General features: G+C 71.9%; 18 protein-coding genes and 2 pseudogenes. 5 read left to right on the forward strand and 15 right to left on the reverse strand.

Translation table 11 applies throughout. The annotated features are described in order from the left end of the window. Positions 1-92: 92 nt before the first annotated feature. Positions 93-998 (reverse strand): Gfo/Idh/MocA family protein, encoded by a 906-nt coding sequence (locus ACIRL2_RS17040; protein WP_402232846.1) that lies wholly within the window; start codon positions 996-998, stop codon positions 93-95. Positions 999-1,466: 468 nt separating this feature from the next. On the opposite strand from ACIRL2_RS17040, the gene ACIRL2_RS17045 reads away from it, so the two are divergent. Further along, positions 1,467-1,937: a hypothetical protein gene (locus ACIRL2_RS17045; RefSeq protein WP_402232849.1), complete on the forward strand. Its 471-nt coding sequence runs from the start codon at positions 1,467-1,469 to the stop codon at positions 1,935-1,937. Between the two features lie 69 nt (positions 1,938-2,006). On the opposite strand, the gene ACIRL2_RS17050 is transcribed toward ACIRL2_RS17045, so the two are convergent. From ACIRL2_RS17050 to ACIRL2_RS17065, 4 genes are all read right to left on the reverse strand, one after another. Beyond that, positions 2,007-2,363, reverse strand: a complete 357-nt coding sequence (locus ACIRL2_RS17050) for a hypothetical protein (RefSeq protein ID WP_395864018.1) — start codon at positions 2,361-2,363, stop codon at positions 2,007-2,009. Positions 2,364-2,432: 69 nt separating this feature from the next. Continuing rightward, positions 2,433-3,617 carry a N(5)-(carboxyethyl)ornithine synthase gene (locus ACIRL2_RS17055; protein WP_395864016.1) on the reverse strand — a complete coding sequence of 395 codons (1,185 nt, stop codon included), beginning with the start codon at positions 3,615-3,617 and terminating at the stop codon, positions 2,433-2,435. A gap of 137 nt (positions 3,618-3,754) precedes the next feature. After that, positions 3,755-4,276 carry a DUF4232 domain-containing protein gene (locus tag ACIRL2_RS17060; RefSeq protein ID WP_395864014.1) on the reverse strand — a complete coding sequence of 174 codons (522 nt, stop codon included), beginning with the start codon at positions 4,274-4,276 and terminating at the stop codon, positions 3,755-3,757. A 29-nt stretch (positions 4,277-4,305) separates the two neighbouring features. Continuing rightward, positions 4,306-6,081 carry an alpha-glucosidase gene (locus ACIRL2_RS17065; RefSeq protein ID WP_402232854.1) on the reverse strand — a complete coding sequence of 592 codons (1,776 nt, stop codon included), beginning with the start codon at positions 6,079-6,081 and terminating at the stop codon, positions 4,306-4,308. 600 nt (positions 6,082-6,681) lie between these two features. Between ACIRL2_RS17065 and ACIRL2_RS17070 the strand changes: the two are divergent. Together ACIRL2_RS17070 and ACIRL2_RS17075 are read left to right on the forward strand one after the other, a co-directional pair. Next, positions 6,682-7,122 (forward strand): annotated as a pseudogene (locus tag ACIRL2_RS17070) (C-terminal helicase domain-containing protein); the annotation flags it as partial. A 214-nt stretch (positions 7,123-7,336) separates the two neighbouring features. After that, positions 7,337-9,046 carry an ATP-binding protein gene (locus ACIRL2_RS17075; protein WP_402232857.1) on the forward strand — a complete coding sequence of 570 codons (1,710 nt, stop codon included), beginning with the start codon at positions 7,337-7,339 and terminating at the stop codon, positions 9,044-9,046. A gap of 33 nt (positions 9,047-9,079) precedes the next feature. On the opposite strand, the gene ACIRL2_RS17080 is transcribed toward ACIRL2_RS17075, so the two are convergent. From ACIRL2_RS17080 to ACIRL2_RS17125, 10 genes and pseudogenes are all read right to left on the reverse strand, one after another. Beyond that, entirely contained in the window at positions 9,080-11,269 is a 2,190-nt protein-coding gene (locus ACIRL2_RS17080) for a xanthine dehydrogenase family protein molybdopterin-binding subunit (protein WP_402232860.1), read from the reverse strand. After that, entirely contained in the window at positions 11,266-12,306 is a 1,041-nt protein-coding gene (locus ACIRL2_RS17085; protein WP_395864008.1) for an FAD binding domain-containing protein, read from the reverse strand. The genes ACIRL2_RS17080 and ACIRL2_RS17085 overlap by 4 nt, the downstream gene beginning before the upstream one ends. Positions 12,307-12,312: 6 nt before the next feature. Further along, positions 12,313-12,795: a (2Fe-2S)-binding protein gene (locus ACIRL2_RS17090; RefSeq protein ID WP_402232863.1), complete on the reverse strand. Its 483-nt coding sequence runs from the start codon at positions 12,793-12,795 to the stop codon at positions 12,313-12,315. Positions 12,796-13,011: 216 nt separating this feature from the next. Then, a complete protein-coding gene (locus ACIRL2_RS17095) occupies positions 13,012-14,055 on the reverse strand; it encodes an ABC transporter ATP-binding protein (protein WP_402232865.1) in 1,044 nt (347 codons plus the stop codon). Then, on the reverse strand, positions 14,052-15,920 hold the full coding sequence (locus ACIRL2_RS17100; protein ID WP_402232868.1) for an ATP-binding cassette domain-containing protein: 1,869 nt from the start codon (positions 15,918-15,920) through the stop codon (positions 14,052-14,054). The genes ACIRL2_RS17095 and ACIRL2_RS17100 overlap by 4 nt, the downstream gene beginning before the upstream one ends. Further along, on the reverse strand, positions 15,917-16,885 hold the full coding sequence (locus ACIRL2_RS17105; protein WP_402232871.1) for an ABC transporter permease: 969 nt from the start codon (positions 16,883-16,885) through the stop codon (positions 15,917-15,919). Before ACIRL2_RS17105 ends, ACIRL2_RS17100 begins: the two co-directional genes overlap by 4 nt. 79 nt (positions 16,886-16,964) lie before the next feature. Next, entirely contained in the window at positions 16,965-18,518 is a 1,554-nt protein-coding gene (locus tag ACIRL2_RS17110) for an ABC transporter substrate-binding protein (protein WP_402232873.1), read from the reverse strand. Positions 18,519-18,673: 155 nt separating this feature from the next. After that, on the reverse strand, positions 18,674-19,516 hold the full coding sequence (locus ACIRL2_RS17115; RefSeq protein WP_402232876.1) for an alpha/beta fold hydrolase: 843 nt from the start codon (positions 19,514-19,516) through the stop codon (positions 18,674-18,676). Further along, on the reverse strand, positions 19,513-20,949 hold the full coding sequence (locus ACIRL2_RS17120) for an O-acetylhomoserine aminocarboxypropyltransferase/cysteine synthase family protein (protein ID WP_402233300.1): 1,437 nt from the start codon (positions 20,947-20,949) through the stop codon (positions 19,513-19,515). The genes ACIRL2_RS17115 and ACIRL2_RS17120 overlap by 4 nt, the downstream gene beginning before the upstream one ends. Positions 20,950-21,186: 237 nt before the next feature. Beyond that, positions 21,187-22,011: pseudogene (locus tag ACIRL2_RS17125) on the reverse strand (isopenicillin N synthase family dioxygenase); the annotation flags it as partial. Between the two features lie 508 nt (positions 22,012-22,519). Here ACIRL2_RS17125 and ACIRL2_RS17130 point away from each other — a divergent pair. Next, positions 22,520-22,600, forward strand: coding sequence for a putative leader peptide (locus ACIRL2_RS17130; protein ID WP_395864073.1), 81 nt, complete (start codon positions 22,520-22,522; stop codon positions 22,598-22,600). A gap of 298 nt (positions 22,601-22,898) precedes the next feature. Next, positions 22,899-24,284, forward strand: a complete 1,386-nt coding sequence (locus ACIRL2_RS17135) for a bifunctional o-acetylhomoserine/o-acetylserine sulfhydrylase (RefSeq protein ID WP_395863992.1) — start codon at positions 22,899-22,901, stop codon at positions 24,282-24,284. The last annotated feature ends 21 nt before the right edge of the window (positions 24,285-24,305 follow it).

Here is a 24,305-nt window from a genome sequence, read left to right on the forward strand (position 1 = left end):
AGGCCCGGTGGTGTCCTGCGGGTTTCGGGTTGGGCCCGCAGCGTGCCGACGGTGGGGCCGGCGGTCTCGGCCTCGTAGCCGGCGGGGGTGGGTCAGGGGCGGGCGAGGGTGGCGGCGGTTGTGGCGCAGGTGAGGACTGCTCGGGTGCGGTGCCAGGGGATGGGGGACGGGGCACCGGCGGCCATCGCGAGTACGGTGCGCATCGTGGCTCGGTAGCCGAGGGCTTCCTGCCAGTCGGTGCCGCCGAGGCGCGCGATTTCGACGCCGTCCTCGGTTTGTACGGCCACCTCGTACACCTCGTCGCCGCCCACACCGGCGACCTCGATCGTGCCCACGCGGCCGTCGGGCCAGCCGAGCAGGATCGCGCCGACGTCCTCCGAGCGGGTGGTCGGGTGTACCAGGACCGAGCGGGTCGCGGCGAGCACGCGCGCTCCCGGGCCGGCCGCGGCGTCCAGGAGTTCGGCGCCGTGCAGGCCGAGGGAGATGAGAGTGCCGCCGCCCTCGGCCGGGTCGTCCTGCCAGGCGCGCTCGGGCGTCAGGAAGCCCGCGATGTCGTGCCGGACCAGCGCGCGGGCGCTCAGGATCCGGCGGCCCGCCGTACGCTCGGCCAACTCGACCACAGCCGGCGCGAAGCGCAGCACGGATGTGGTCAGGAAGCGCTCCTCGTGGCCCGCCACGGCCCGATCCAACTCGACGAGCGCGGCGGCCGAGGACGCGGCCGGCTTGTTCACGAAGCACGGCACGCCGGCCCGCAGAATCCGGGCCACGGTGTCCGCGATCAACGCCGGCCGTACGGTCACCACGACGGCGTCCGGCCGGCGCGCGAGCAGTTCCGCGAGCGACCCGGCCGACTCGCACTCGTGCCGCTCCCGAAAGGCCGCGAACCGCTCCGGCTCGCCGGCGTCCCACCCGTCGATCAGCCGAACGCCCAACTCCCGGGCCACGCCCGCGTCCGTGAACGGATGGCTGTGCGCGAATCCGGCAAAGGCGAGGCGCATGACGCGGACATTCCCTTCAGGCAACAACCAGACCAACCGACCCTAGCCCCGCCCCCGAACACCCCCACCACCTCCCACCACCCACCCCTCCGCCCTCGCGCCTCACCCCGACGCCCTCACCCCAGCCCCCAGCCCACAACCCGCATCCCGCGCCCCGCGCCCCGCGCCCCGCGCCCCGCGCCCCGCGCCAACTGAGTGTCCGGGCTCGGGACCGTCAGGGCACCGACCGCTCGCGCAAACCCTGGGGGAATCCACGCACCCCCGGTCCACCGCGCCACCGCTCGGCCGCGCCCCCACGCCACCACGCACCGCACGGCCATGTCCCCATCTCGCCGCTCCCCACACCCCACACCCCGCGCCCCCGCGGCATCGCCCCCGTCCCCGTCCCCGTATTCGTGTGAGGTGGGGTCGAGCGGGTAGGCGTTTTCTGCGGGGGACGATCATCCGCCTCTGGACAAGGATGAAGCCATGTTCCTTCTGGGACTGCTGCTCGCCGCGTGCGCCGGAGCGTTCGCGGCTCTGCTGATCGCCTACAACACGTCGGGTGGGCCCGAGTACACGGTGAGTATCTTCGACACCGACATGGTCACGCTCAACTCGTTGGCGATCTTCTGCACCGGCTTGGCGCTCGGCCTGATCTTTTGCGTCGGCCTGCTCATGATGGGCGGCAAGGCGCGAATGAGCCGGGCTCGCCGCAACCGCGAGCGGCGCGCCCTCGATCGCGCCACCCTCGAACGCCAATCCGCCGCCGCCCGCGAGGAAGCCGCCCAGGCCCGTGAGCGCGCCGCGCAGGCCGAAGCCCATGCCGAGCACACCGGCCACGAACCCCGGGCAGCCGACCAAACCACAGCCACCTGGTCCGCCGATCCCGCCGACCACCCCCGTAGCCGCACCGGCCCCGGCGGCTCCCACGGCCCCAACTGGAACGACAACAAGTAGACGAGCAGCAGCACGGCCCGGCGAAGGCCCTCGTACCCGAGCGGGTACGAGGGCCTTCGCCGAGTGTGCTCACAACACGTACGGCCAAAGTTCGAGCCAGGGCGTCTCGAAGCGGATCACGTCGCCCACCGACAGGTCCTCGACCCCTCGGGCCACGTCGATCGTGATGATCCCGAGGCCCAGCCGCATCACGACCTCGCGCGGATCAGACCCACCGACCCGCTCCAGCGCGCCGGAGACCGCCATCCCGTCCCGCACGGGCGAGAACCCGGTGGGCACCCCCACCGGCACGCGCGTCCAGTCCACGACGTCCTCCGGCGCATCGACCTCGACGTCGTACCACTCCCCCTGTATCGGGAGTTGCTGCGGAAAGCACGGCCCGACGTTCCAATAACCGATCCCGTCGCCGATCTCGGACGTGAACACGACCCGTCTCGGCTCGGCATCCGCACATCGCAGCACTCGAACCCGCATCCGCGCCCCTTACCCTCCCGACTACCCGTTCGCCGCCGCAGTCGCGCCCGTCCCCGTCCCCGCGAGGTGCGGGTACGAGGCGGAACGGCCCTGGAAGCTGAGGATCTTCGGGTTCCGGATCACGCCGTCGCGGATCTCGATCGCCTTCGCGATCGTCGGGTCCGCGTCCCACGCGGCCGGGCCGTCCATCACCGTGCCGAGATAGGGGACGAGTGCCTCACTGATCTCCCACGTCGCGGAGTCCCACAGGTAGGACGGGCTGTGGTCGACCGCGTAGTAGTGGCAGTTGTCCCCGACCGTGAACATCGGTTCCTCGAAGGTGGTCGGGCGGGCCCATTCGAAGCCCATCCCGTCGTCACACGAGACATCGATGAAGAACGAACCCGGCCGATACGCCGGCAGATCCCGGTTCAGTACGAACGTCAAGGGCGCGTCGGTGTCCTGCCGGATGCAGTTGACCACGATGTCGTAGCCGGCGAGGTGGGCACCCAGCGGCACCGGCCCGTCCTCGGTGAGCGCGTCCAACCGCGACGGGTCGTCCTCACCCGACTGGAAGTGGCCCATCACGACCGAGGGCATCGGCGACGCGACCGCCACCGCGTCCCGCGCCGTCAACACCGTCACGTCCGAAACACCCATCGCCTCCAGGGCTATCACCGCGCCACGCGCGGTCGCGCCGAAGCTGAGCACCGCCGCACGCATCCGGCGACCATAGCTGCCGGTCGCGCCACCAAGCGCAAGCGCATGCAACACCGAGCAGTAGCCCGCCAGTTCGTTGTTCTTATGAAACACATGAACGCTGAACGCGCCTGCCGCGGTCCAGTGATTCATCTCCTCCCACGCGATCATCGTCAGCCGGCGATCGATCCCCAACTGGGTGATCGTCGGATCCTGCACACAGTGCGGCCAACCCCACAGCACCTGGCCGTCGCGCAACGCGGCGACATCCTCGTGGGTCGGCTTCGGCAACAACACCACGTCGCTCTCCGCGAGCAGCCGCTTACGCGGCAGCAGACCGGCCACGTGCCGAACCAGTTCGCCGTCCGCGACGCCGAAGCGCTCGCCGTACCCCTCCTCCAGGAACAGGTTCTCGCGCACGTCCGGCGCGATCCGCTCGACGTGCAGCGGGTGAACCGGGAGCCGGTGCTCGTTCTCCTTGAGCGAGGAGCCGAGAATGCCGATGGTCATGCGGGTCCTGCGAATCATGAGATTCCTTAGGTAGACCCCAAGTATCCGCCCTGAAGCCGGCCCCCGGGCCCCAGCCGGGCCGCGCGCCCCGCCCCGCGCGGCCCGCCCCGCACCCCACGCCCGGGGCCCGGGACCCCGCACCCCGCTCCCCGCGTTCAGTTGGGCAGCGCGTTCACCGCCTCGTCCGCGCTGTCCTGCCACAGCGTGGTGATCGGGTCGGAGACCGCGATCCCGGGTGCGGGAGCGCCGATCTCGCTCGCGGTGAAGGTGCTGCCGACGTACGCAGGATCGGCCGAGACGGTCAGGCTCGGCACGTAGCGCGCCGAGCCGCCGCGGTCGTCGGTGCGCAGGGCCGCGTACAACCGCCCGTCGGCGTCGAGCCGCCGCTCCCCGCTCGACACCGGCGGAACCGGCCGCGCCGAGCCGTCCAGGCCGGCGAAGGTCACCGTCGGGAAGCGGTCGATCGTGCAGGCCGAGCCGCCGACGTTGGTGACCGTGACGAGTACGACACTGCTCGCGATCGGCGGCAGGGCACGCGCGTCGTAGACGAGCGAGTCCTCGGCGCACGCGCGCGCACGAGCGGCGGCGCTCCCCCCGGCGCCTGCGGTCGAGGCCGCGCCGGCGACCAGGACGGACGACGCCAGGGCAAGTGTGGTAACCGATGCAATAGTCTTCATGCACTCTCTGTATCCACCGCTGCGGTTGGCTACACGCGCCGATGTACGCGCGCCTCCCACGGTCGAAGCACCGTCGCGTCGATCGGCCCCGCGTTCCCGAGCACGAGCGGCACGTCCGCCCATTCCGCCGCCAGGTCGGCCGGCACCGGAACCGCCTCGCCGGTGAAATTGGCGAGCACCAGGAGCGTGGTGTCGCGATACCGGCGGGTGAACGCGTACAGCCGCTCGTCGTCGGCAAGCAGCATCGTGAAGTCGCCGTGTACGACCGCCGGTTCGCTGTGCCTGAGGGCGATCAACCGGCGGTAGTGGTGGTACACCGACTCCGGATCGGCGACCGCCGCCGCCGCGTTGATCGTGGTGTGGTTGGGGTTGACCGGCAACCACGGTATGCCGGTGGTGAATCCGGCGTGCTCGGACGCGTCCCACTGCATCGGCGTACGCGCGTTGTCCCGGCCCCGCGCGCGCAGCCCGTCCAGAACCCGCGCCGGGTCCTCGCCCGCCCGGACGGCCTGCGCGTAGTGGCCCCGCGCCTCGATGTCGTGCACGTCCTCGATCGAGGCGAACGGCGCGTTGGTCATGCCCAGTTCCTCGCCCTGGTAGACGTAGGGCGTGCCCCGGTGCAGGTGCAGCACGGTGCCCAGCATGGTCGCCGAGCGCACCCGATGCTCGGGCCCGTCGTCGCCGAATCGCGAGACGATCCGCGGCTGGTCGTGGTTGTTCCAGTACAGGCTGTTCCAGCCGACCTCGGCGAGGCCGCTCTGCCAGCGGCCGAGCGAGGCCTTGAGGTCGGTCAGTCGCAGCGGCCGCACGTCGAACTTGCTGCGGCCGAAGTCCAGCCCCACGTGTTCGAACTGGAAGACCATGTCCACCTCGCCGCGCGCCGGATCCGTGAACAGGCGGGCGTGCTCCAGCGTGACGCCGGGCATCTCGCCCACGGTGAGCAGCCGTTCGGGCCGCCCGGCGAAGACCTCGCGGTGCATCTCCTGGAGGTACTCGTGTACCCGAGGACCGCAGATGTAGTACGGCGAGCCGTCGCCGTAGAGGCCGTCGCCGTGCAGCGCGCCGTCCGGGAGGTCGGGGTCCTTCGAGATCAGGTTGATCACGTCCATCCGGAAACCGTCGACGCTGCGGTCCAACCACCACCGCATCAGCGCGTACACGGCCTGCCGGACCTGCGGGTTCTCCCAGTTGAGGTCGGGCTGCTTGGGGGAGAACAGGTGCAGGTAGTACTCGCCGCTCGCGACGTCGTGTTGCCAGGCCGACCCGGAGAAGAACGACCCCCAGTTGTTCGGCGCCGCCGACTCCGAACCCGCCGACACCGAACCCGCCGACACCAAGCCCGCCGACTCCGAACCCGCCCCCTCCCCCGTCGCGTCCCCGCCTTTTCGCGCCGGCCGCCACCAATACCAGTCCCGCTTGGCGCTGTTCGGCCCCTCGCGCGACTCGCGGAACCACGGGTGCTCGTCGGAGGTGTGGTTGACCACGAGGTCCATCACCAACCGCATCCCGCGCTCGTGCACCGACGCGAGCAACCGGTCGAAGTCGGCCAGAGTGCCGAACAACGGTTCGATATCCCGGTAGTCGCTGATGTCGTAGCCGTTGTCGTCCTGCGGCGACGGGTAGACCGGCGACAACCACAACACGTCGACGCCCAGTTCCCTCAGATAGTCGAGCCGCGCGGTGATCCCGGCCAGGTCCCCGATGCCGTCGCCGTTGGAGTCGGCGAAGCTGCGCGGATAGATCTGGTACACCACCGCGGACTTCCACCAGGCGTCGTGCGCATCCCGCAAACCGTCGAGTGCCATCCCTCGAACCCGTCCCCTCCGCGTCGACCACACCCCGGCGGATCCCGCCGAAGCCACCGTGTCTGTCCTGCCCCACCGGGCCCCACTTCACCGGTCGGGCACGCGGCCACCGCCCGTCCCGCATACGCCCCGAACCCGTCCCTCACCCGACATTCCGCATGGGAGGATTCCCCGCATCGCACACAACGGCACGAGCGGGGGACGCGATGGCGGCGATCGGACCCGAGCCCGTCGATCCGGCCGTCGGCGGACGGGCGCTGCCCGTCCTCGCGGCGGCCGAGCAACTGCACACGGCCGCACGCGCGGTCGCCGCGGATCACGCCGGCGCGCTCAACGCGGTACGTGCCGCGCTGTGGCCGCTCCAGGCCGGACTGGTGGCCGAGGCCCTGCGCGAGATCCCGATCGCCCAGTTGCGCGAGGCGACCGGCGGGCGGTTGCGGCTCGGTGCGTTGGAGGAGGCCGGGTACACGTCGGTGGGCAGTGTGCACGACGCGCAGCCATACGCCCTGCGCCGGGTGCCGGGGGTGGGCGAGCAGACCGTGGCGCAGGCGGTGGCCGCCGCGCGGCAGATCGCCCGCGCGGTCGAGGAGACTGCGTCGGTTCGGCCCGATCGACGGCGCGGTGCCGGCCGCCCGGCGGCAGGAGATGGTCGACGCCTTCTCGGCGGTGTCCGGGCACGCGGTGTTGCTCGCGCAGATCCAGGCCGGCGGGACCGGGTTGAACATGCAGGCGGCCTCGGTCGTGGTGATCTGCGAACCGCAGATCAAGCCCACCATGGAGCATCAGGCCGAGGCGCGGGTGAACCGAATGGGCCAGGTGCGCACCGTGCAGGTGCATCGCCTGCTGTCTCCGGACAGCGTCGATCAGCGGATGCTGAACATCCCGGCCGACAAGTCGCGGTTGTTCGACACCTTCGCCCGGCGCAGCGACGTGGCAGAGTCCACCCCGGACGCGGTGGACGTGTCGATGGCCCGGCGGATCGTCGAGGACGAGCAGCGCCGCTGGGCCGCGTCGGCGGGGGCGGCCGGCTCCGCGGGCTGAGCGCGCGGTCGGGTCGGCCCGCCCCGGAAAACGATGGTGCCCGCCTCGGCCAGGACCTCCAGCCCCGCGGCGTGCGCAGCGTGAACGCGCGATCCACCGTTCCGATCGGGTGCAAAGATCATCGTTCCGGGCAGATACCGGTCCTCGTACCCGGTCCGGCCGCTCGCCGGCACCGGCGGCGGGTTCACGACGATCGAACAATGGGGACGGTGCGGTGGAGCGACACGACGAGGCCGGCCCACGATCGCGGCTGTCGACGACCCGCGCACGGCGGCACGACTGGGACACCCGGCGCTGGCTGCTCGTGGGCGTGTCCGCGACGCTGGTGGTGCTGACCCTGCTCGCGCTGCTCGGCGCCTGGGTGTTCGCACGTTCGACCTCGGTCAACGGGCATCTGGTCGACCACAGCTCACCGGCACTGATCGCGGCGGTGCGGCTGGAGACCGCCTACGCCGACCAGGACGCCTCGGTCCGGGACTACGTCCTGACCGGGAACGCGCCGCTCCTGGAGGTGTACTCGGCGAGCCACGAGGTCGAGCGCGAACAAGTGGCGGTACTACACGAGTTGTTGCGCGGCGACCCGGCCGCGACGAATCGCCTGCGACTGGTGCTGGAGCGCGCCCGGGCGTGGGAGGACCGGGTGATCCGCCCGGCCCTGAGCGTCGCCCCCGGGACCGCGCCGCCGGCGGAGGTACGCGCGGCCGTCGCCGACCCGGCGCCCTACCCGGCGCTGCGCGCGGCCACGCGCGAGCAGCGGGAGCGCCTCCAGCGGCAGCGCGACCTGGCCCGGGCCGACCTCCAGGACGTCCGCGACCTGCGTACGTGGGTGTTCAGCGCGATCGCGCTGGTGATCGCGGCGGGCGCGGTCATGGTGTTCGCGGGGCTGCGTCGCGGTGTCACGCTCCCGGTGGGCCGACTGGTGGCGGACGCGGACGCGGTGGCCCGGGGCGAGTTCGGGCACGAGATCACCCCCACCGGACCGGCCGATCTGCGTACCCTGGCCGACGCGATGGAGGCGATGCGCCGCCGGCTCGCCGACGAACTGGCCTTCTCCGACCACGCCCGCCGTCGCCTGGCCCAGCAGGCCACCGAGTTGCGCCGTTCGAACTCGGACCTGGAACAGTTCGCCTACGCCGCCTCGCACGACCTCCAGGAACCGCTGCGCAAGGTGGCGAGCTTCTGCCGACTCCTGGAAAAGCGGTACCAGGGTCGACTGGACGAGCGCGCCGACCGGTACATCGCCTTCGCGGTGGACGGCGCGGTCCGGATGCAGGCTCTGATCGACGACCTGCTCGCCTTCTCCCGGATCGGCCGGAGGCCCGCGAACGAGTCTTCGGTGGACCTGAACGCGGTGTTCGAGACGGTGGTCGGCGACCTCGACATCGCGATCCGCGAGGCGGACGCCGAGGTCGACCACGACCCGCTGCCCACCGTGCGTGGTGATCGCACCCAACTGTCCGTGGTGTTCCAGAACCTGATCGCCAACGCGGTGAAGTTCCGCGAACCGGACCGGCCGGTGCACGTCGCGGTACGCGCGGAGCCGATGGACGGAATGTGGCGGATCTCGGTGACCGACGACGGCATCGGCATCGATCCGGCCCAGGCCGACCGGATCTTCGTGATCTTCCAGCGCCTGAACACCCGTGAGGCGTATCCGGGCAACGGCATGGGCCTGGCCATGTGCAAGCGCATCGTCGAGTTCCACGGCGGCACGATCGCGCTGGACCCCGAACACACCACCGGAACCCGGATCACCTTCACCCTCCCCATGACGGAACCACCCGCAGCGACACCGCCCACGGGGTCGCCGACCGAGAAGACCCCGACTGCCAAGACCCCGACCGAGGAGACTCCGGCCAAGGAGACTCCGGCCGAGAAGAATCCGCATGGGCAGGGTCCGAACGGGAGAGCGCGGAACGCATAGGCGGCGCCCGGCACGTCGCCGCCGGCTTGCCCGCTACCACCCGGCGCCCGAGCCCGCCACCACCCGATCCGGCGTGATCGGCAGCGTACGCACCCGCACGCCGGTCGCGTGGAACACCGCGTTCGCGATCGCCGCCGCTGCGCCGATCACGCCGATCTCGCCCGCGCCCCGCGCGCCGAGGTCGCTGAGGTGCGGGTCCGCGTCGCCGACGAAGAGCACGTCCAGCGTGCCGACATCGGCGTTGACCGGCAGGTGGTAGCCGGCCAGGTGCGGTTCGACCACCTGCCCCCGGCGCGGGTCGATCGTGGTCGCCTCCATCAGGGCCTGCGCCAGCCCGAAGGTCATCCCGCCCAGCAGTTGACTGCGCGCGGTACGCGGATTGACCACCCGGCCGATGTCGAACGCGCCGACCATCCGCCGGACCCGGACCGTACCGGTCAGCGAGTCCACCGCGACCTCGGCGAAGTGCGCGCCGAACGACTGCACCGCGTACGGCGAGTTCGCGTCGGGATGGTGGTGGCCAACCGCCGACAACGAGGGCACCCCGATCCGTGCCAACTCGCTCGCGAACACATCGGCACCGAACTCGATCGCGCCGATCTCCTTTTGGTACAGCGGCGATTCCGAATCGGCGACGGCCGCCGCGAGCAGATCGTCGCGGACCGCCTCGCACGCCCGCCGGATCGCCGGGCCCACGTAGGCGACGGTCTGCGAGCCGATCGACGGCGGCGCCTGAGGCAGGTCGGTGTCGCCGAGGCGGACGATGATCCGGTCCGGCGCGAGGCCGAGCACGTCTGCGGCGATCTGCCCGAACACCGTGTACGTCCCGGTGCCGATGTCGTGCGACGCGACACCGATCACCGCCGAACCGTCGACCCGCAGTTCGGCATGGGCGGCGGCCGCTCCCGGGTCCATCTCGTGGGCCGCGGTCGCCATCCCGGTGCCGATCAGCACGTCGCCCTCGCGGCGGGTGCCGGGTGTACGGTCGTCCGGATCCCAGCCGAACCGCTCGGCGCCCACGCGGTAGCACTCCCGAAGGTGCTTGCTCGACCACGGCCGACCCGACGACGGGTCGGTGTCGGCATGATTGCGCAACCGCAACTCCAGCGGGTCCATGCCCAGTTCGTGGGCCAACTCGTCGAGCGCGGATTCCAGCGCGAAGGATCCGGGGGCCCGCCCGGGACCACGTTGGAAGGTGGGCGGCTGCATGTCCAGCCGTACGATCCGCTGCCGGATGGCGACGTTCGGGCACGCGTACAGGGTCGAGGTGATCCCGCCGGTCGACTCGACCACGTTCTCGCCGGGCGAGGTGGCGGTGGTGCCGTCGTGTGCGATCGCGGTCAGTCGGCCGTCCCGGTGCGCGCCCAGCACGATCCGCTGCCGGGTCGCCGGCCGGGTGCCGCACGAGGTGAACATCTGCGGGCGGGTCAGCACGAGCCGGACCGGCCGGCCCACCCGGCGCGCCGCCGCCGCGGCCAGCAGCACGTGCGGCCAGACCGTGCCCTTGCTGCCGAAGCCGCCGCCGACGAAGCCGGACAACACCCGGACCTTGTCCACCGGCAGCCCGAACGCGGCAGCCAGCGCGACCCGCACCCCGCCCACATACTGCGTCGAGTCGTACACGGTGAGCCGATCGCCCGACCAGCGCGCGGTGGTCGCGCACGGCTCCATCGGGTTCATGTGCTGCGGCGGTGTCTCGTAGTACGCCTCCACCGTCACATCGGCCACCGCGAGACCGGTTGCCAGGTCGCCCCGGACGATGTCCTCGCGGCCCGGCGGGGTCTGCGCGATGGCATCCTCGATCCGCACCAGCGGCGATTCGTGGCGGTACCGCGTGCGGATCGACTCCGCGCCGGCCACCGCCTGTTCGAGGGTCTCCGCCACCACCATCGCGATGTGCTGCCCGTGGTGGTGGATCAACGGGTCGGACAGCGGTGTGCGGCCGTCGCCCATCGGGCCGTTGTCGGCCGAGTAGAACGACGCGACCGGGCCGATGCCCAACGACCCGTCGGAGATGTACACCGCCAGTACGCCGGGCGCGGTCTCGGCGGCGGCGATGTCGGTTCCGGTGATCCTTCCCTTGGCGATCGTGCTCTGCACCAGCACCGCGTGCGCGAGGTCGGGCAGTGCCACGTCGCCGGTGTAGATCGCGGTGCCGGTGACCTTGACCGGGCCGTCCACGCGCGGTTCGGCGGCGCCGATCCAGGGCGTTTCCGGGCTCATGCGGGATCCCCTTCCGGGCTGCTCGGGTCTTCCGGGCTGCTCGGGGCGGCCAGGATGCTCGGGGCGGCCAGGGTGCTCAGGGCGCGGGCGACCACCCGGCGGATCAGTTCGACCTTGTACGCGTTGTCCCGGCGCGGCACGGCCCCCTCGGCGGCGGCATCACCCGCGTGGGCGAACGCGGCGCTGCTCGGCGGTGCGCCGATCAGCGCGGCCTCGGCCGAACGTGCCCGCCACGGTGTGGTCGCCACGCCGCCGAGCGCGATCCGGGCGTCCCGGACGATCCCCTCGCGTACCTCCAGTGCGACCGCGGCCGAACACATCGCGAACGCGAACGAGGCCCGCTCACGCACCTTGAGGTAGTGCGAATGGGCGCCGAGCGCGGTCGTCGGCACCTCGACCCCGGTGATCAACTCGCCGTGGGTCAGCGTGGTCTCCCGGTGCGGGGTGTCCCCCGGCGGCAGATGGAACGTCTCGATCGGCTCGACGCGCGGGCCGTTCGGCCCGTCGATCGACACCCGGGCCTCCAGCGCCAGCAGCGCGACCGCGAGGTCGGAGGGATGCGTGGCGATGCAGTGCTCGCTGGTGCCCAGGACCGCGTGGCCCCGGTGGTCGCCGTCCAATGCGGCGCATCCGGAGCCGGGTTCGCGCCTGTTGCACGACATCGCCGGGTCGCGGAAGTATCCGCAGCGGGTGCGCTGGAGCAGATTGCCGCCGAGCGTCGCCAGGTTGCGCAGTTGTGGGGACGCGCCGGCCAGCAGGGCCTCGGACAACACCGGCAACCGCTCGCGCACCACCGGGTGGGCGGCGAGGTCGCTGTTCGGGACCAGGGCGCCGATCCGAATCGTCTCGCCGGCCGGGTCCGGCGTCAGATCGGTGAGCGGCAGCCGGCCGATGTCGACGAGGCGGGTGGGTGTGGCGACACCGCACTTCATCAGGTCGACGAGGTTGGTGCCGCCGGCGATGTACATCGCGTCCGGGCCGAGCTCGGTCCAGGCCCGCGCGGGTTCGGCCGGACGGGTGTAGGTGAAGGGGCGCATCGCGGCCTACCGCCCGGCCGAGGCGGCGATCGCCGCGACGATGTTGGGGTACGCGGCGCAGCGACACAGGTTGCCGCTCATCCATTCGCGGACCTGGTCGTCGTCGCCGGCGTGGCCCTCGGCGAGGAGGGCTACCGCCGACATGATCTGGCCGGGTGTGCAGAAGCCGCACTGGAACGCGTCGTGGTCCACGAACGCCTGTTGCACCGGGTGCAACTCCCCTTCGGGGTCGCCGTCCAGGCCCTCGATCGTGGTCACCTCGCGGCCGTCGTGCATGAGGGCGAAGGTCAGGCACGAGGTGACGCGGCGGCCGTCGAGGAGCACGGTGCAGGCGCCGCATTGGCCCAGATCGCAGCCTTTCTTGGGGCCGGTCAGCCCCAGCCCGTCGCGTAGCGCGTCCAAGAGCGTGACGCGGGGGTCGACGCGGAGCCGTCGGGCTTCGCCGTTGACGTGGAGCTCGACTTCGTCGGCGGGGGGCTCGAGTGGCATGGTCCCTCCGGGGGGCTCTCGGGCCGTGTTCGCCCGGCCCGGGATCTGGGCTGGTACCCCCCTTGGTGCGTGATACACGGGTCGGTTGGGGTGGCCTCATACGCCGGCCGGGCTGAGGTTGGCCTCGAACGCCGGCCCGGCTGAGGTTGGCCTCGAACGCCGGCCCGGCTGGAGTTACCCGGCCTTCGGCCGAGGTGGCCTCAAGCGCCGGCCCGGCTACTTGGCCTCAAACGCCGGCCGGGCTGAGTGTGGTGCGGCGGGTTCACTCGGGACGCTGGGGTTGGTCAGGACGCCGGCATCGGTGGGGACGCCCTCGTCGGTGGGGACGCTCTTGTCCGATGGGACGTCCTTGTCGGTTGGCACGCAGGTGTCCGTGGGGACGACGGCGTTGGTGGGGGCGCCGGCGTTGGTGAGGACGCCTTCGTGGGTGGGGGCGTCCTCGTGGGTGGGGGTTGGGGGTGGGGGCGGGAGGGTGGGGATCGCGGCCAGGAGGGATTGGGTGTAGGGGTGGGTCGGGTGGCCGAGGACTTGGGGGGTGGGGCCTGATTCGACGGGGTGGCCTGATTTGAGGACCAGGACGTGGTCGCACAGGTGTTGGACTACGCCGAGGTCGTGGGAGACCAGGATCAGGGACAATCCGAGTCGAGAGGTGAGGTCGCGGAGCAGGTCCAGGATCTGGGCGCGGACGGAGACGTCGAGTGCGCTCACCGGCTCGTCGGCGACCAGGACGCGGGGGTGCGGTGCGAGCGCGCGGGCGATCGCGATGCGTTGGCGCTGGCCGCCGGAGAATTCGTGGGGATGGCGGGTACGCATGGCCGGATCCAACCCGACGGACGTCAGGACCTCGTCCACCCGAGCGTCGTGGTCGCCCTCGACGCCCAGGCATTCCAGTGGCTCGGCCACGATGTCGCGCACCCGCGAGCGCGGGTCGAGCGAGCTCATCGGGTCCTGGAGAACGATCTGTACCTCGCGCCGGAACCAGGTCAGCGAGCGCGCCGGTCCGGGCCGTACCTCGCGGTCGCGATAGTGGATCGTTCCCCCGTCCGGGCGGTCGAGCCCGAGCAGCAGTCGGATCAGGGTGGACTTGCCCGCGCCGGATTCGCCGACCACGCCCAGCGAGCCGCCCTCGGCCAGTTCCAGGTCGACGCCGCGCAGCGCGTACCGCTGCCCGGCCGGGCCCCACAACGATCGGCGCGGCAGGCGATACGTCCGGGTCAGTCCCTCGGCGCGCAGCAGTACGGCGGGCGCGGTCGCGGTCACAGTGGTGCCTCCACGGGCTCGGTCGCGGTACGGACGTCCGCCTCGGGGTCCGCCGGCTCGGGGTCCGCCGCCTCGAACGCGCCGGCGTCGAACGCGGTCGCCCGCGCGGCGGCCAGCAGCCTGCGGGTGTAGGGCGCGTCGGGGTCGTACAGGATGCGCTCCAGGGGTCCGTGTTCGATCACCCGACCGGTCCGCAGCACCGCGATCCGGTCGCTGACCCGGGACACCACCGCGAGGTCGTGCGTGATGAACAGCAGCGCGGTGCCCTGCTCGCGGGCCAACGCGTCGAGTAGCGCGAGGATCTCCCGCTGCACGGTGACGTCCAGCGCGGTGGTCGGCTCGTCCGCGATCAGCAGCGCGGGTCGGCACGCGAGCGCGATCGCGATGCCCACCCGTTGACGCTGGCCGCCGGAGAGTTGGTGCGGCCAGGCCCGGACCAGCTCGGCCGGATCCGGCAGACCCACCCGCTCGGCCAGTTCGATCGCCGCGAGGTCGGCCTGACGGCGCTTCATGCCCCGGTGCAGGCGCAGTGGTTCGGCGATCTGTCGGCCGATCCGCATGGTCGGGTCGAGCGCGGTGAGCGGCTCCTGGAACACCATCGCGACCCGATCCCCGCGGATGCGCGCGAGTTCGCGCTCGCGTCTGCCGAGCAGTTCCACGCCGTCGAGGCGGATGCTGCCGGTGACCTCGGCACCTTCGGGCAGCAGGCCCAGCACGGCCAGCGCGGTGAGCGACTTGCCGGAGCCGGACTCACCGATCAGACCCAGTCGTTCGCCGGGCGCCAGGGTCAGGTCGACGCCGTCCACCACGGTACGCCCGCCGATCCGGATGGTCAGGCCGGAGACCTCAAGCAGCGCGCCCTCGGTGGCCAACGGTGGGACCGGCACCTGGACTTCGGCCTCGGAGAGTGCGTCGGCCCCGACCTTCGGGGCACGGTGTCGCAGGCGTGGATCGCTCGCGTCGCGGATCGCGTCGCCGAGCAGGTTGAAGCCCAGGACGGACAGTGCGACGGCCAGCCCCGGCCAGATCACGAGCAGCGGTCGGGCGGAGATGTAGGGCTGCTGGTCGTGCAGGACCCGGCCCCAGGACACGGCGGGCGCGGGGCTGCCGTAGCCGAGGTAGGACAGCGCGGCCTCGGTCAGCGACGCCACGGCCATCACCAGGGAGAGCTGCACCAGCAGGGTGGGGGCGATGTTCGGCAGGATGTGTCGGCGGACGGTGCGCCATGTGCTCGATCCGCTCGCGGTCGCCGCGAGCACGTAGTCGGTGCCGTGTACCCGCTCGATCTCGGCACGCGCGATCCGGGCCAGGTGCACCCCGAACGCGACGCCGAGCGCACCGGACGCGGTCCACACCGAACCGCCGAACACCGCGGCCAGGATCATCGCGGTGAGCAACGCCGGGAACGCGATGGCGATGTCGATCAGTTGCACCACGCCGGCCGCGAACCTCCGTGGTCCGAGCGCCGCGGCCAACGCGAGCGGCACGCCGAGCGCGGCGGCGATGCCCGCCGACGCGAGGGCGATCAGCAAAGTCTCCCGGGAGCCGACCAGGATCAGGCTGAACTGGTCGCGGCCGAGCATGTCGGTGCCGAGCACGTGGCCGTCCCGAAACGGCAGCAGCCAGGGCGCGTTCGGGTCGACGGCAGTGGGGTCGTACGGGGTCCAGATCAGCGACAACAACACCGAGGCGACCAGTATCGCGACCAGCGTGCCGCCGATCACGCCGTTGCGGTCGCGCAGCAGCGCACGCAGGACGGTACGGCCCGCCGGGACGTTCGCGGCGGTGGCCGCGCCCTTCTCGGCAATCGCCGCGCCCTGGTCGGCCCCGACCGAAACGCTCTCGGGCGCGTTCGAGTTCCTCACGCGGGCACCTCCCGGGTGCGAACGTCCGCCAGGCGCGGGTCGATCAGTCGTTGCGCGACGTCCACCAGGAAGCCCACGAACAGCACGATCGCGACCAGCAGCATCACCTCGCCCTGCACCTTGACCAGATCACGGTTGCCCACGTCGGCGACCAGCATCGAACCGACGCCGGGCAGGGTGAAGACCTTCTCCACCACGATGGCACCCACCAGGAGCGCGGCGACCTGCACACCGAGCATGGACAACACCGGGCCGGCCGCGTTGCGCACGCCGTGTCGCAGCAGTGCGCCGGTCCGGGTGCGGCCCGCCGCGCGCGCGGTTCGCAGGTAGTCGCGGTGCAGCACATCGAGGGTGGCCGAGCGGACGAACCGCAGCAGTACCGCGCCCTCGGACAGGGCCAGGGTCAGGGTGGGCAACACCAGGCTGCGACTCGCCTCGCCCGGGTCCGCCCAGCCGTCGACCGGGAAGCCCTGCGCGGGCAACAGCGGGGTCTGCACGGCGAACAGCAGGATCAGCACCAGGCCCACCCACAACGTCGGCAGCGCGATCCCCAGTTGGCTCACCACGCTGATGGCGGTGCCGTCGCGGCGTTCACGACGCACCGCCGCGAGCATCCCCAGCGGCACCGCGAAGACCAGCGCGAGCACCAGCGCGCCGATGACCAGCGGACCGGTCACCCGGAGCTTCTCGCCCAGTTCGGCGGTCACCGACGAACCGTTGAGCTGCGAGCGACCCAGGTCGCCGGTCGGCACGTCGATCAACCACGTCCAGTATTGGACGAGCAACGGCCGGTCCAGGCCCAGGTCGTGCCGGATCGCCCGCAGTTGGGCGGAGTCCGCGGTGATGCCGCCGACCGAGGTGGCGGCATCACCGGGCAGCAGCCGAAGCAGCGCGAAGGTCAGTACGCTCGCACCGAGCAGGGACAACACGAGCAGTCCCAGCCGGCGCACGACGAACACCGTCATGCCGGGCTCCGCGGGGGCCTCCGGTGCGGCCGAACCCGACCGGCCCGCTCCGGCTGCCGCAACGGCCTTCGGCGCGAGCTCACTTGGTGATCCCGATGGTGGCGAGGTTGAGTCGGCTGCTGGTGTGGTGCTGGGGGGCGCCGCTGACGCCCTTGCGCACGACGGTCAGCGTCTGCGCCTGGAACAGCCAGTCGGCGGCGGCGTCCTCGGTGACCTGGCGGCCGATCCGGGTGAGCAGGTCGGTTCGGGTGCGCTCGTCCGGCGCGGCCACCGCCTGCGCGTACCACTCGCGCACCTGCGCGTTGTCGTAGCCGAAGTAGTAGCCGGGGGTGGCGAAGTTGGCGATGTCGTGCGGCTCGGCGTGGTTGACCAGGCTCAGGTCGTAATCCCTCGCGGTGTACACCTCGCTCAGCCAGGCGGTGAATTCCTGCTGCTTGACCGTGAGTTCGATGCCCGCTTCCTTGAGGTTGGCGACCAGCACGTCGCCGATCGCGGCGGGGTAGATGTTGGGGATCTTCAGGGTCAGCTTGAGGTTGTCCACGCCCGCCTCGGACAGCGCCTTGCGCGCCGCCGCGGCATCGTGCGGGTCGATCGTGCTCAGATCCTGGAAGCCCGGGTCGGAGGTGGGAATCGGTCCGCCGAGCCGAACGCCGGCCCCGCCGAGCGTCTTGATCAGCGCGTCCTTGTCGATCGCGCGCCGGATCGCGTGCCGCACGGCCGGGTTGTTCAGCGGCGCCTTGGCGTTGTTGATCGCCAGCGTGTACTTGTCCGTGGTGGTGCCGCGCAACACGGTGAATTTGTCGTTGCCGGTGAACGGCTGGAGCAGGGTGGCCTCGGCCGCCGTCTCGATGTCGGTCTGGCCGGTGGCCTGCGCGTTGTTGGCGGCGTTGCGGTCCGGGATGTAGCTGAGCACGACCTTGGCGACCTTGGCCTTGGCGCCCTTGTACGCGTCGTTGCGCACCAGGGTGATCGCCGAGCCGCGCTGCCAGCCGTCCAGCTTGAACGGGCCGGTGCCGTTCTCGGCGGCGTCCAACTTGCCGAAGTCGGTGCCCTTCTTGTAGACGACGCCGACCCGCTGGGTGAGTGCCCAGGTCAGGTTGCTGTCGCGCTGCTTGAGCGTGATCACCACGGTGGCCGGGTCGGGCGCGGCGACGTTCGCGATGGTGGCCAGGGTCTTGGCGTTCGGCTGCTTGGAGCCGGGAGCCAGCACCTGTTGCAGCGACCACGCGGCGTCCTCGGCGGTGACGGGCGAACCGTCGTGGAAGGTCGCGCCGGGGGTGAGGTGGAACGTGTAGGTGAGGCCGTCGGCGGAGGTCTCGAAGCCGGTCGCGAGCGCGGGCACGATCTTGTTGTCGGCGTTGGTGTCGACGCTGAGCAGCCCCTGGTAGACGTTGTCGAGCAGGACCTGCTCGACCGCGACGCCGGCAGTGGTGGTCAGGTTGAGGCTGGTCGGCTCCAGCACCAGGCGCACCTTGGCCGTCGCGTTCGGATCGAGCGCGCTGTCGGCCGGCGCCGGGGCCTGGGTGTTGGCGCCGGTCGCACCGGGGGTGGGGGTGCCGCCGGAGCCGCACGCGGCGAGGACCGGTCCGGCCAGGGCGAGGACGGCGGCTATGCGGAGCGCGGAGCGGCGCATCGTGGATCGATCTCCTTGCTGGAAAAGGGTGTCGCGGGGATGGCCGGGCGGGTCTTCACGCCCCGTCGGACCCGCACCGGTTCGACGCGGCGTGGAGGAGTCCGATGGGATTCGAGAACTCGCCGGGGCCGGTGGCGCCCGAATGGGGCGGGTGGTCAGTCGCGCGCGGCGGCCAGGACGAACTCGACGATCTCGTCGTGGACTTGGGCGCGGTCGTTCTCGGCGAGCACGTTGTGCAGATCACCCGGGAAGATCCGGGCCCGGGCGTTGGGCAGCGTCTTCGCGGCGGCCGACACCGCGCTCGCTGGCGCGAGGTCGTCGGCTTCGCCGTGGACGAAGAGCACCGGCAGGGTGATCGCGCCGGAGGCGATCAGTTCGGCGATCCGCTCGCCGCCCGCCTCCAGCGCGTCCAGGGTCTCCGGGCGCAGGCCGCCGGACCACACGAGCGGGTCGTTGCGCAGCCGTTCGGCGTATTCGGCGTTTCCGCACAACTCGCCCGGGTCCTTGCGCAGCGACATCGGGTCGATGCCGTGCTCGGCCAACAACGCGCGCAGGCCGCTCTCCCCCGACGACAGGCCGGTTCCCGCGCCCGCAAGCACGAGGGCGCGGGCGGGCGCGGCGGCGGTACGCGTGCCCGCGAGGAGCAGGGTGACCGCCGAGCCCAGCGAGTGGCCGGCCAGGATCAGCGGCACGTCGGGGCGGCCGGCCGCGATGCGTTCGAGGATCAGTTCGGCGTCGTCGGCGAGTGCGTCCAGGCTCTCCACCAGGACGCGGGTGCCGTCACTGAGGCCGTGGCCGATCTGGTCCGGGGCCCACACCTCGATCCCGTCGGCGTTGAGGCGGTGTGCCAACGGCTCGTGCAGTGCGGCGTGTTCGCCCAGGCCGTGCAGGAACAGCACGACCGCGACGGGTTCGTCGGCGACGGGCCACACGCGCAGGTGGAACTCGCCGCGCGCGCCGCGGATCCGGCTTTCGTGTACCGCCTGACTCGTCGTCATCGGCCGACCTCGCCGTCCGCGAGTTCACCGGCGCCGGTCGCACCGGCCAGGCCCCGGCGCAGGTCGGCGAGCAGGTCGTCGACACCTTCCAGGCCGATGGACAGCCGGACCAGCCCGGGGGTCACTCCGGCGTGGGCCTGCTGCTCCGGATCGAGTTGGGCGTGCGTGGTGGACGCGGGGTGGATGGCCAGGCTGCGCGCGTCGCCGATGTTGGCGAGGTGGCTGAACAACCGGAGTTCCTCGACGAATCGCCGACCCGCGGCCAGTCCGCCGGCCAGGTCCACCGAGAGTACGGCGCCCGCGCCGCGCGGCAGGTAGCGCTTCGCCGCGGTGTGCCACGGGCTGGTGGGCACGCTCGGGTGGTCCACGCGCAGCACCTCGGGCCGCGCGTCGAGCCAGGCCGCGACGCGTTCGGCGTTGGCGGTGTGCCGTTCGACGCGTAGGGACAACGTCTCGATGCCTTGGAGCAGCAGGAAGCTGTTCAGCGGCGACACCGCCGGGCCCAGGTCGCGCAGCAGCCGCACCCGCAGGCGCAGCGCGTAGGCGATCCGGTCGGCGCCGAACCGCTCCCAGAAGGACAGGCCGTGATAGGTCGGGTCGGGGGCGACCAGGCCGGGGTAGCGGTCCGGGTGGGCGCCGAAGTCGAAGGTGCCGCCGTCGACCACGATCCCGCCGATCGCGGTGCCGTGCCCGCCGAGGAACTTGGTGGTGGAGTGCACCACGATGTCCGCGCCGTGCTCGAACGGGCGGAGCAGGTACGGTGTGGGCACCGTGTTGTCCACCACGAACGGCACGCCGCCCTCGTGCGCGATCTCGGCGACGGCGGCCAGGTCGAGCACGTTGCCGCGCGGATTGCCGACGCTCTCGCCGAACAGCGCCTTGGTCCCCGGCCGGATCGCCGCGCGCCACGCGTCGAGGTCGTCCGGGTCGTCCACGAAGGTGACCTCGATGCCGAGATCGGCGAAGGTGTGTTCGAGCAGGGTGCGGGTGCCGCCGTACAGCGAGGCCGCCGCGACCAGGTGGTCGCCGGCCCGGGCCAGGTTCAGCAGCGCGAGCGTGGTGGCGGCCTGGCCGCTGCCCACGGCCACCGCCGCGGTACCGCCTTCCAGCTGGGCGATCCGCTCCTCCACCACGGCGGTGGTGGGGTTGGACAACCGGGTGTAGGCGTGCGTCTCCAGGTCGGTGAGCGCGAACGTGTCGGCCGCGTGCGCCGCGTCCCGGAACACGTAGCTGCTGGTCTGGTAGATCGGCACGGCCCGGGCGCCGGTGCTCGGATCGGGTCGGGCGCCGGCGTGTACCTGAAGGGTCTCGAAGGCCGGTTCGGTGGGCGGTACTTCGCTCTCCCGCTCGGCATCGGCCGACTCGTCGGGCGCGTCGGGCGCGCCGGGCGCGCCGGGCGACTCGGGCGACTCGGGCGACTCGGCGGCGGATATCGCACCCGAAGACCCGGCACCGCGGTCGCCGTCGCCTGCCGGTTCGGCCGGGACCAGGTCCGACCACCACCGCTCGACCACGCGCGGGTGCGAGCGCAGCCAGCCGATCAGCGCGTTCTCGCCGTAGGCGGGCTTGAGCGGATTGCTCGGGTCCTCGGTGACGCCGTCGGCCACCTCGGCCAACTCGGCGGGCAGGGTGAGCGGTTCGACCACCGCGTCCAGGCGCGGGCCGAGGAAGAACGGCAGCGAGTAGCGGTCGACGCCGGGCTGCGGGGCGATCACCCGGTGTTTCGTGGCACGCAGGTAGCCGCGGGTGGCGATCTCCAGCATCTCGCCGATGTTGAACACGAACGCGTCCGGCAGGGGCGTCGCGTCGATCCAGGAGCCGTCCCGGGCCTGCACCTGGAGGCCGCCGATGTCGTCCTGTTGCAGCAGCGCGAGGTAGCCGTAGTCCTTGTGCGCGCCCACTCCCTGGTCGACGTCGGCACTCGGCCGGCCCGGGTAGTGCACGACCTTGACGTGGACCGCGGCCTCCTCGTCGAACCACTCGTCGAAGTAGCCGGTGTCCTGACCCAGTGCGGCGGCCAGCGCGCGCAGCACCTCGCGGCTGACCCGCAGCGCCTCCTCCTGCCACGCGAGCACCGTCTCGCGCAGTTCGGGCAGCGCGGCCGGCCACTGGTTGGGGCCGATCAGGCGCAGATAGGCGGGGTCGTCCGGGCCGAGCGTGAGCGCGGCGCGCTCCGGGCCGATGTCGAGTTGCTCGCGCCAGTCGGGTCCGCCCTGGGTGTACTCGGTGCCGGTGCGCGTATAGCCCCGGAACTGCGGCGAGTTGACGTTCTCGACCGCGAGCCGGTCCGCCTCGGGCAGCGCGAAGAAGCGCTTGGAGACGTCCAGGGCGCGGGCGCGCAGGTCCGGGTCGACGCCGTGGCCGACCACGTAGAAGAAGCCGATCTCGCGTGCCGCATAACGCAGTTCGGCCAGGAAGCCGGCCACGTCCGCGGCGGGGTCGCGGAATCGGGAGATGTCGATCACGGGGAGGGTGGGCGGTGCGGTGGTTGCCATGACTGGGTCCTCGGTACAGCCTCGGTCCACCCGCGCCGGGCGGCGGCCCGAAAAGGGCCGAGCGGGGCGGGGCGAACGTGCGGCGAATGGGGCTGGATCGTGTACGCGGACGTCGCGGGACGAACGGCGGCGACGCGGGAGAGCCGGGCCCGGGCGCGGCGGACCGACGGGGGTCACGCGGGGCGGGGCACGCTCTGCTCATTCGGCGGCGAAAGGCCGCACGAACGCAGGGTTCAGCGACAGGTCTGGTCGAAGTGGTCGGCTCGTCGACCCACCCAGAAGGGGTCGAGCAGCGTGGAAGCGACCTGACGCGAAGTCATGGCGGTGATGAAAGCACGAGGAAGGCGGGTTGGTCCAGCCGGCTTTCCCGGGGCCGGGTGTGCGGGATACCCGGGGGCGAGCCGAGTCCGCCCGCCGGGCCCATCTCCTGCACCGCCGGCCGCTGTCGCGCGGATCCTCCGGGTTACCCCGTGGCGCGAAGGCGATCGGGCCGCCTAGACTCACCGCCATGTCCAGCCCCATGCTCGTCAGTCGCCGCCACGTGGATCTCGTGCGCGTGACCAGCATGGCCTGTCGAATGTCCCACTGAACCCCGGTGACCGTTTCGGTCCCGGTGGTTCGCGCGGTGTGTGAGTCCGGGCGCTGACCCGCCGACTCCCCGCGTCCCGCTCCGCCCTTCCCGCTCTCCTCCCGCTCGGGCCCGTGTCGGCTCGGTCCTCGGTCGCGAACACCACGCGTCGGGGCCGGTTCGCCGCGCCCGCGGTCGGCTCCGCGTACCCGACCGCGGGATCCGCGCATGCCCTTCGCCGGCTTGCCCCGGCCTGTCCCGGCTCTTCCCGACGGCCCGACCTCACCGCCGACTCCCCTACCCCGCAAGGAGTTTCCCGATGACCATCGAAGCAACCGACGCGCCGAGCACGACCGACGTGCCGTCCACGATCGACGCACCGCCCACGGTCGAGGCCGTGCCCGCCGACGACATCGCGTCGTGGTCCTTCGAGACCCGGCAGGTGCACGCCGGCGCCTCGCCCGATCCGACCACCGGGGCTCGCGCGGTGCCGATCTACCAGACCACGTCGTTCGTCTTCCAGGACACCGAGCACGCCGCCGGGCTGTTCGACCTGTCCCAGGAGGGCCACATCTACACCCGGATCCACAACCCCACGACCGACGCGCTGGAGCAGCGCGTGGCCGCCCTCGAAGGCGGTGTCGCGGCGGTGGCGACCGCGTCCGGGCAGGCGGCGACCACGCTGGCGGTGCTCAACCTCGCGGAGGCCGGCGACCACATCGTGTCGAGCTCTTCGCTGTACGGCGGCACCTACAACCTCTTCCACTGGACGCTGCCCAAGCTCGGCATCGAGGTCACCTTCGTGGACGACCCGGACGACCTGGACGCGTGGCGCGCGGCGATCCGGCCGCAGACCAAGCTGCTGTTCGCCGAGACGCTGGGCAACCCGCGTGGCAACGTGCTCGACGTGTCCGCGGTCGCCGACCTCGCGCACACCGCCGGCGTACCGCTGGTGGTGGACAACACGGTGCCCACGCCCTATCTGCTCCGGCCGCTCGAACACGGCGCGGACATCGTGGTGCACTCGGCGACCAAGTTCCTCGGTGGTCACGGCACCGCGATCGGCGGCGTCGTGGTCGACGGCGGCACCTTCGACTTCGGCGCGCACCCGGACCGTTTCCCCGGCTTCAGCGAGCCGGACGCTAGTTACAACGGACTGCGCTACTGGCCGGACCTGGGCCCGGGCGCGTACGCGGCAAAGCTGCGCGTGCAGTTGCTGCGCGACGTCGGCGCCTCGATCGCGCCGCTGACCAGTTTCCTGCTGCTCCAGGGATTGGAGACGTTGTCGCTGCGGATCGAGCGGCACGTGGCGAACGCGAGCGCGCTGGCCGCGTGGTTGCAGGCCCGGGAGGAGGTGGAGACCGTGCACTACGCGGGTCTGCCGAGCAGCCGGTGGTACGACGCGGGCAAGCGCTATCTGCCGCGCGGCGCCGGCGCGATCGTCGCGTTCGAGCTCAAGGGCGGGATCGAGGCGGGCCGGCGGTTCGTGGACGGGCTGTCCCTGTTCAGCCACCTGGCCAACATCGGCGACGTGCGCAGCCTGGTCATCCACCCGGCGAGCACCACACATGCCCAGCTCACCGAAGCGGAGCGGCTGGCCACCGGGGTCACCCCGGGGCTGGTCCGGCTCTCGGTCGGCATCGAGGGCCTGGCCGACCTGCGCGCCGACCTGGTGGCCGGTTTCCGCGCCGCGCAGGCGGACTAGCCGGGAATTCGGACGGACCAC

This window comes from Embleya sp. NPDC127516 (genome assembly GCF_044765325.1).
Lineage (GTDB): Bacteria > Actinomycetota > Actinomycetes > Streptomycetales > Streptomycetaceae > Embleya.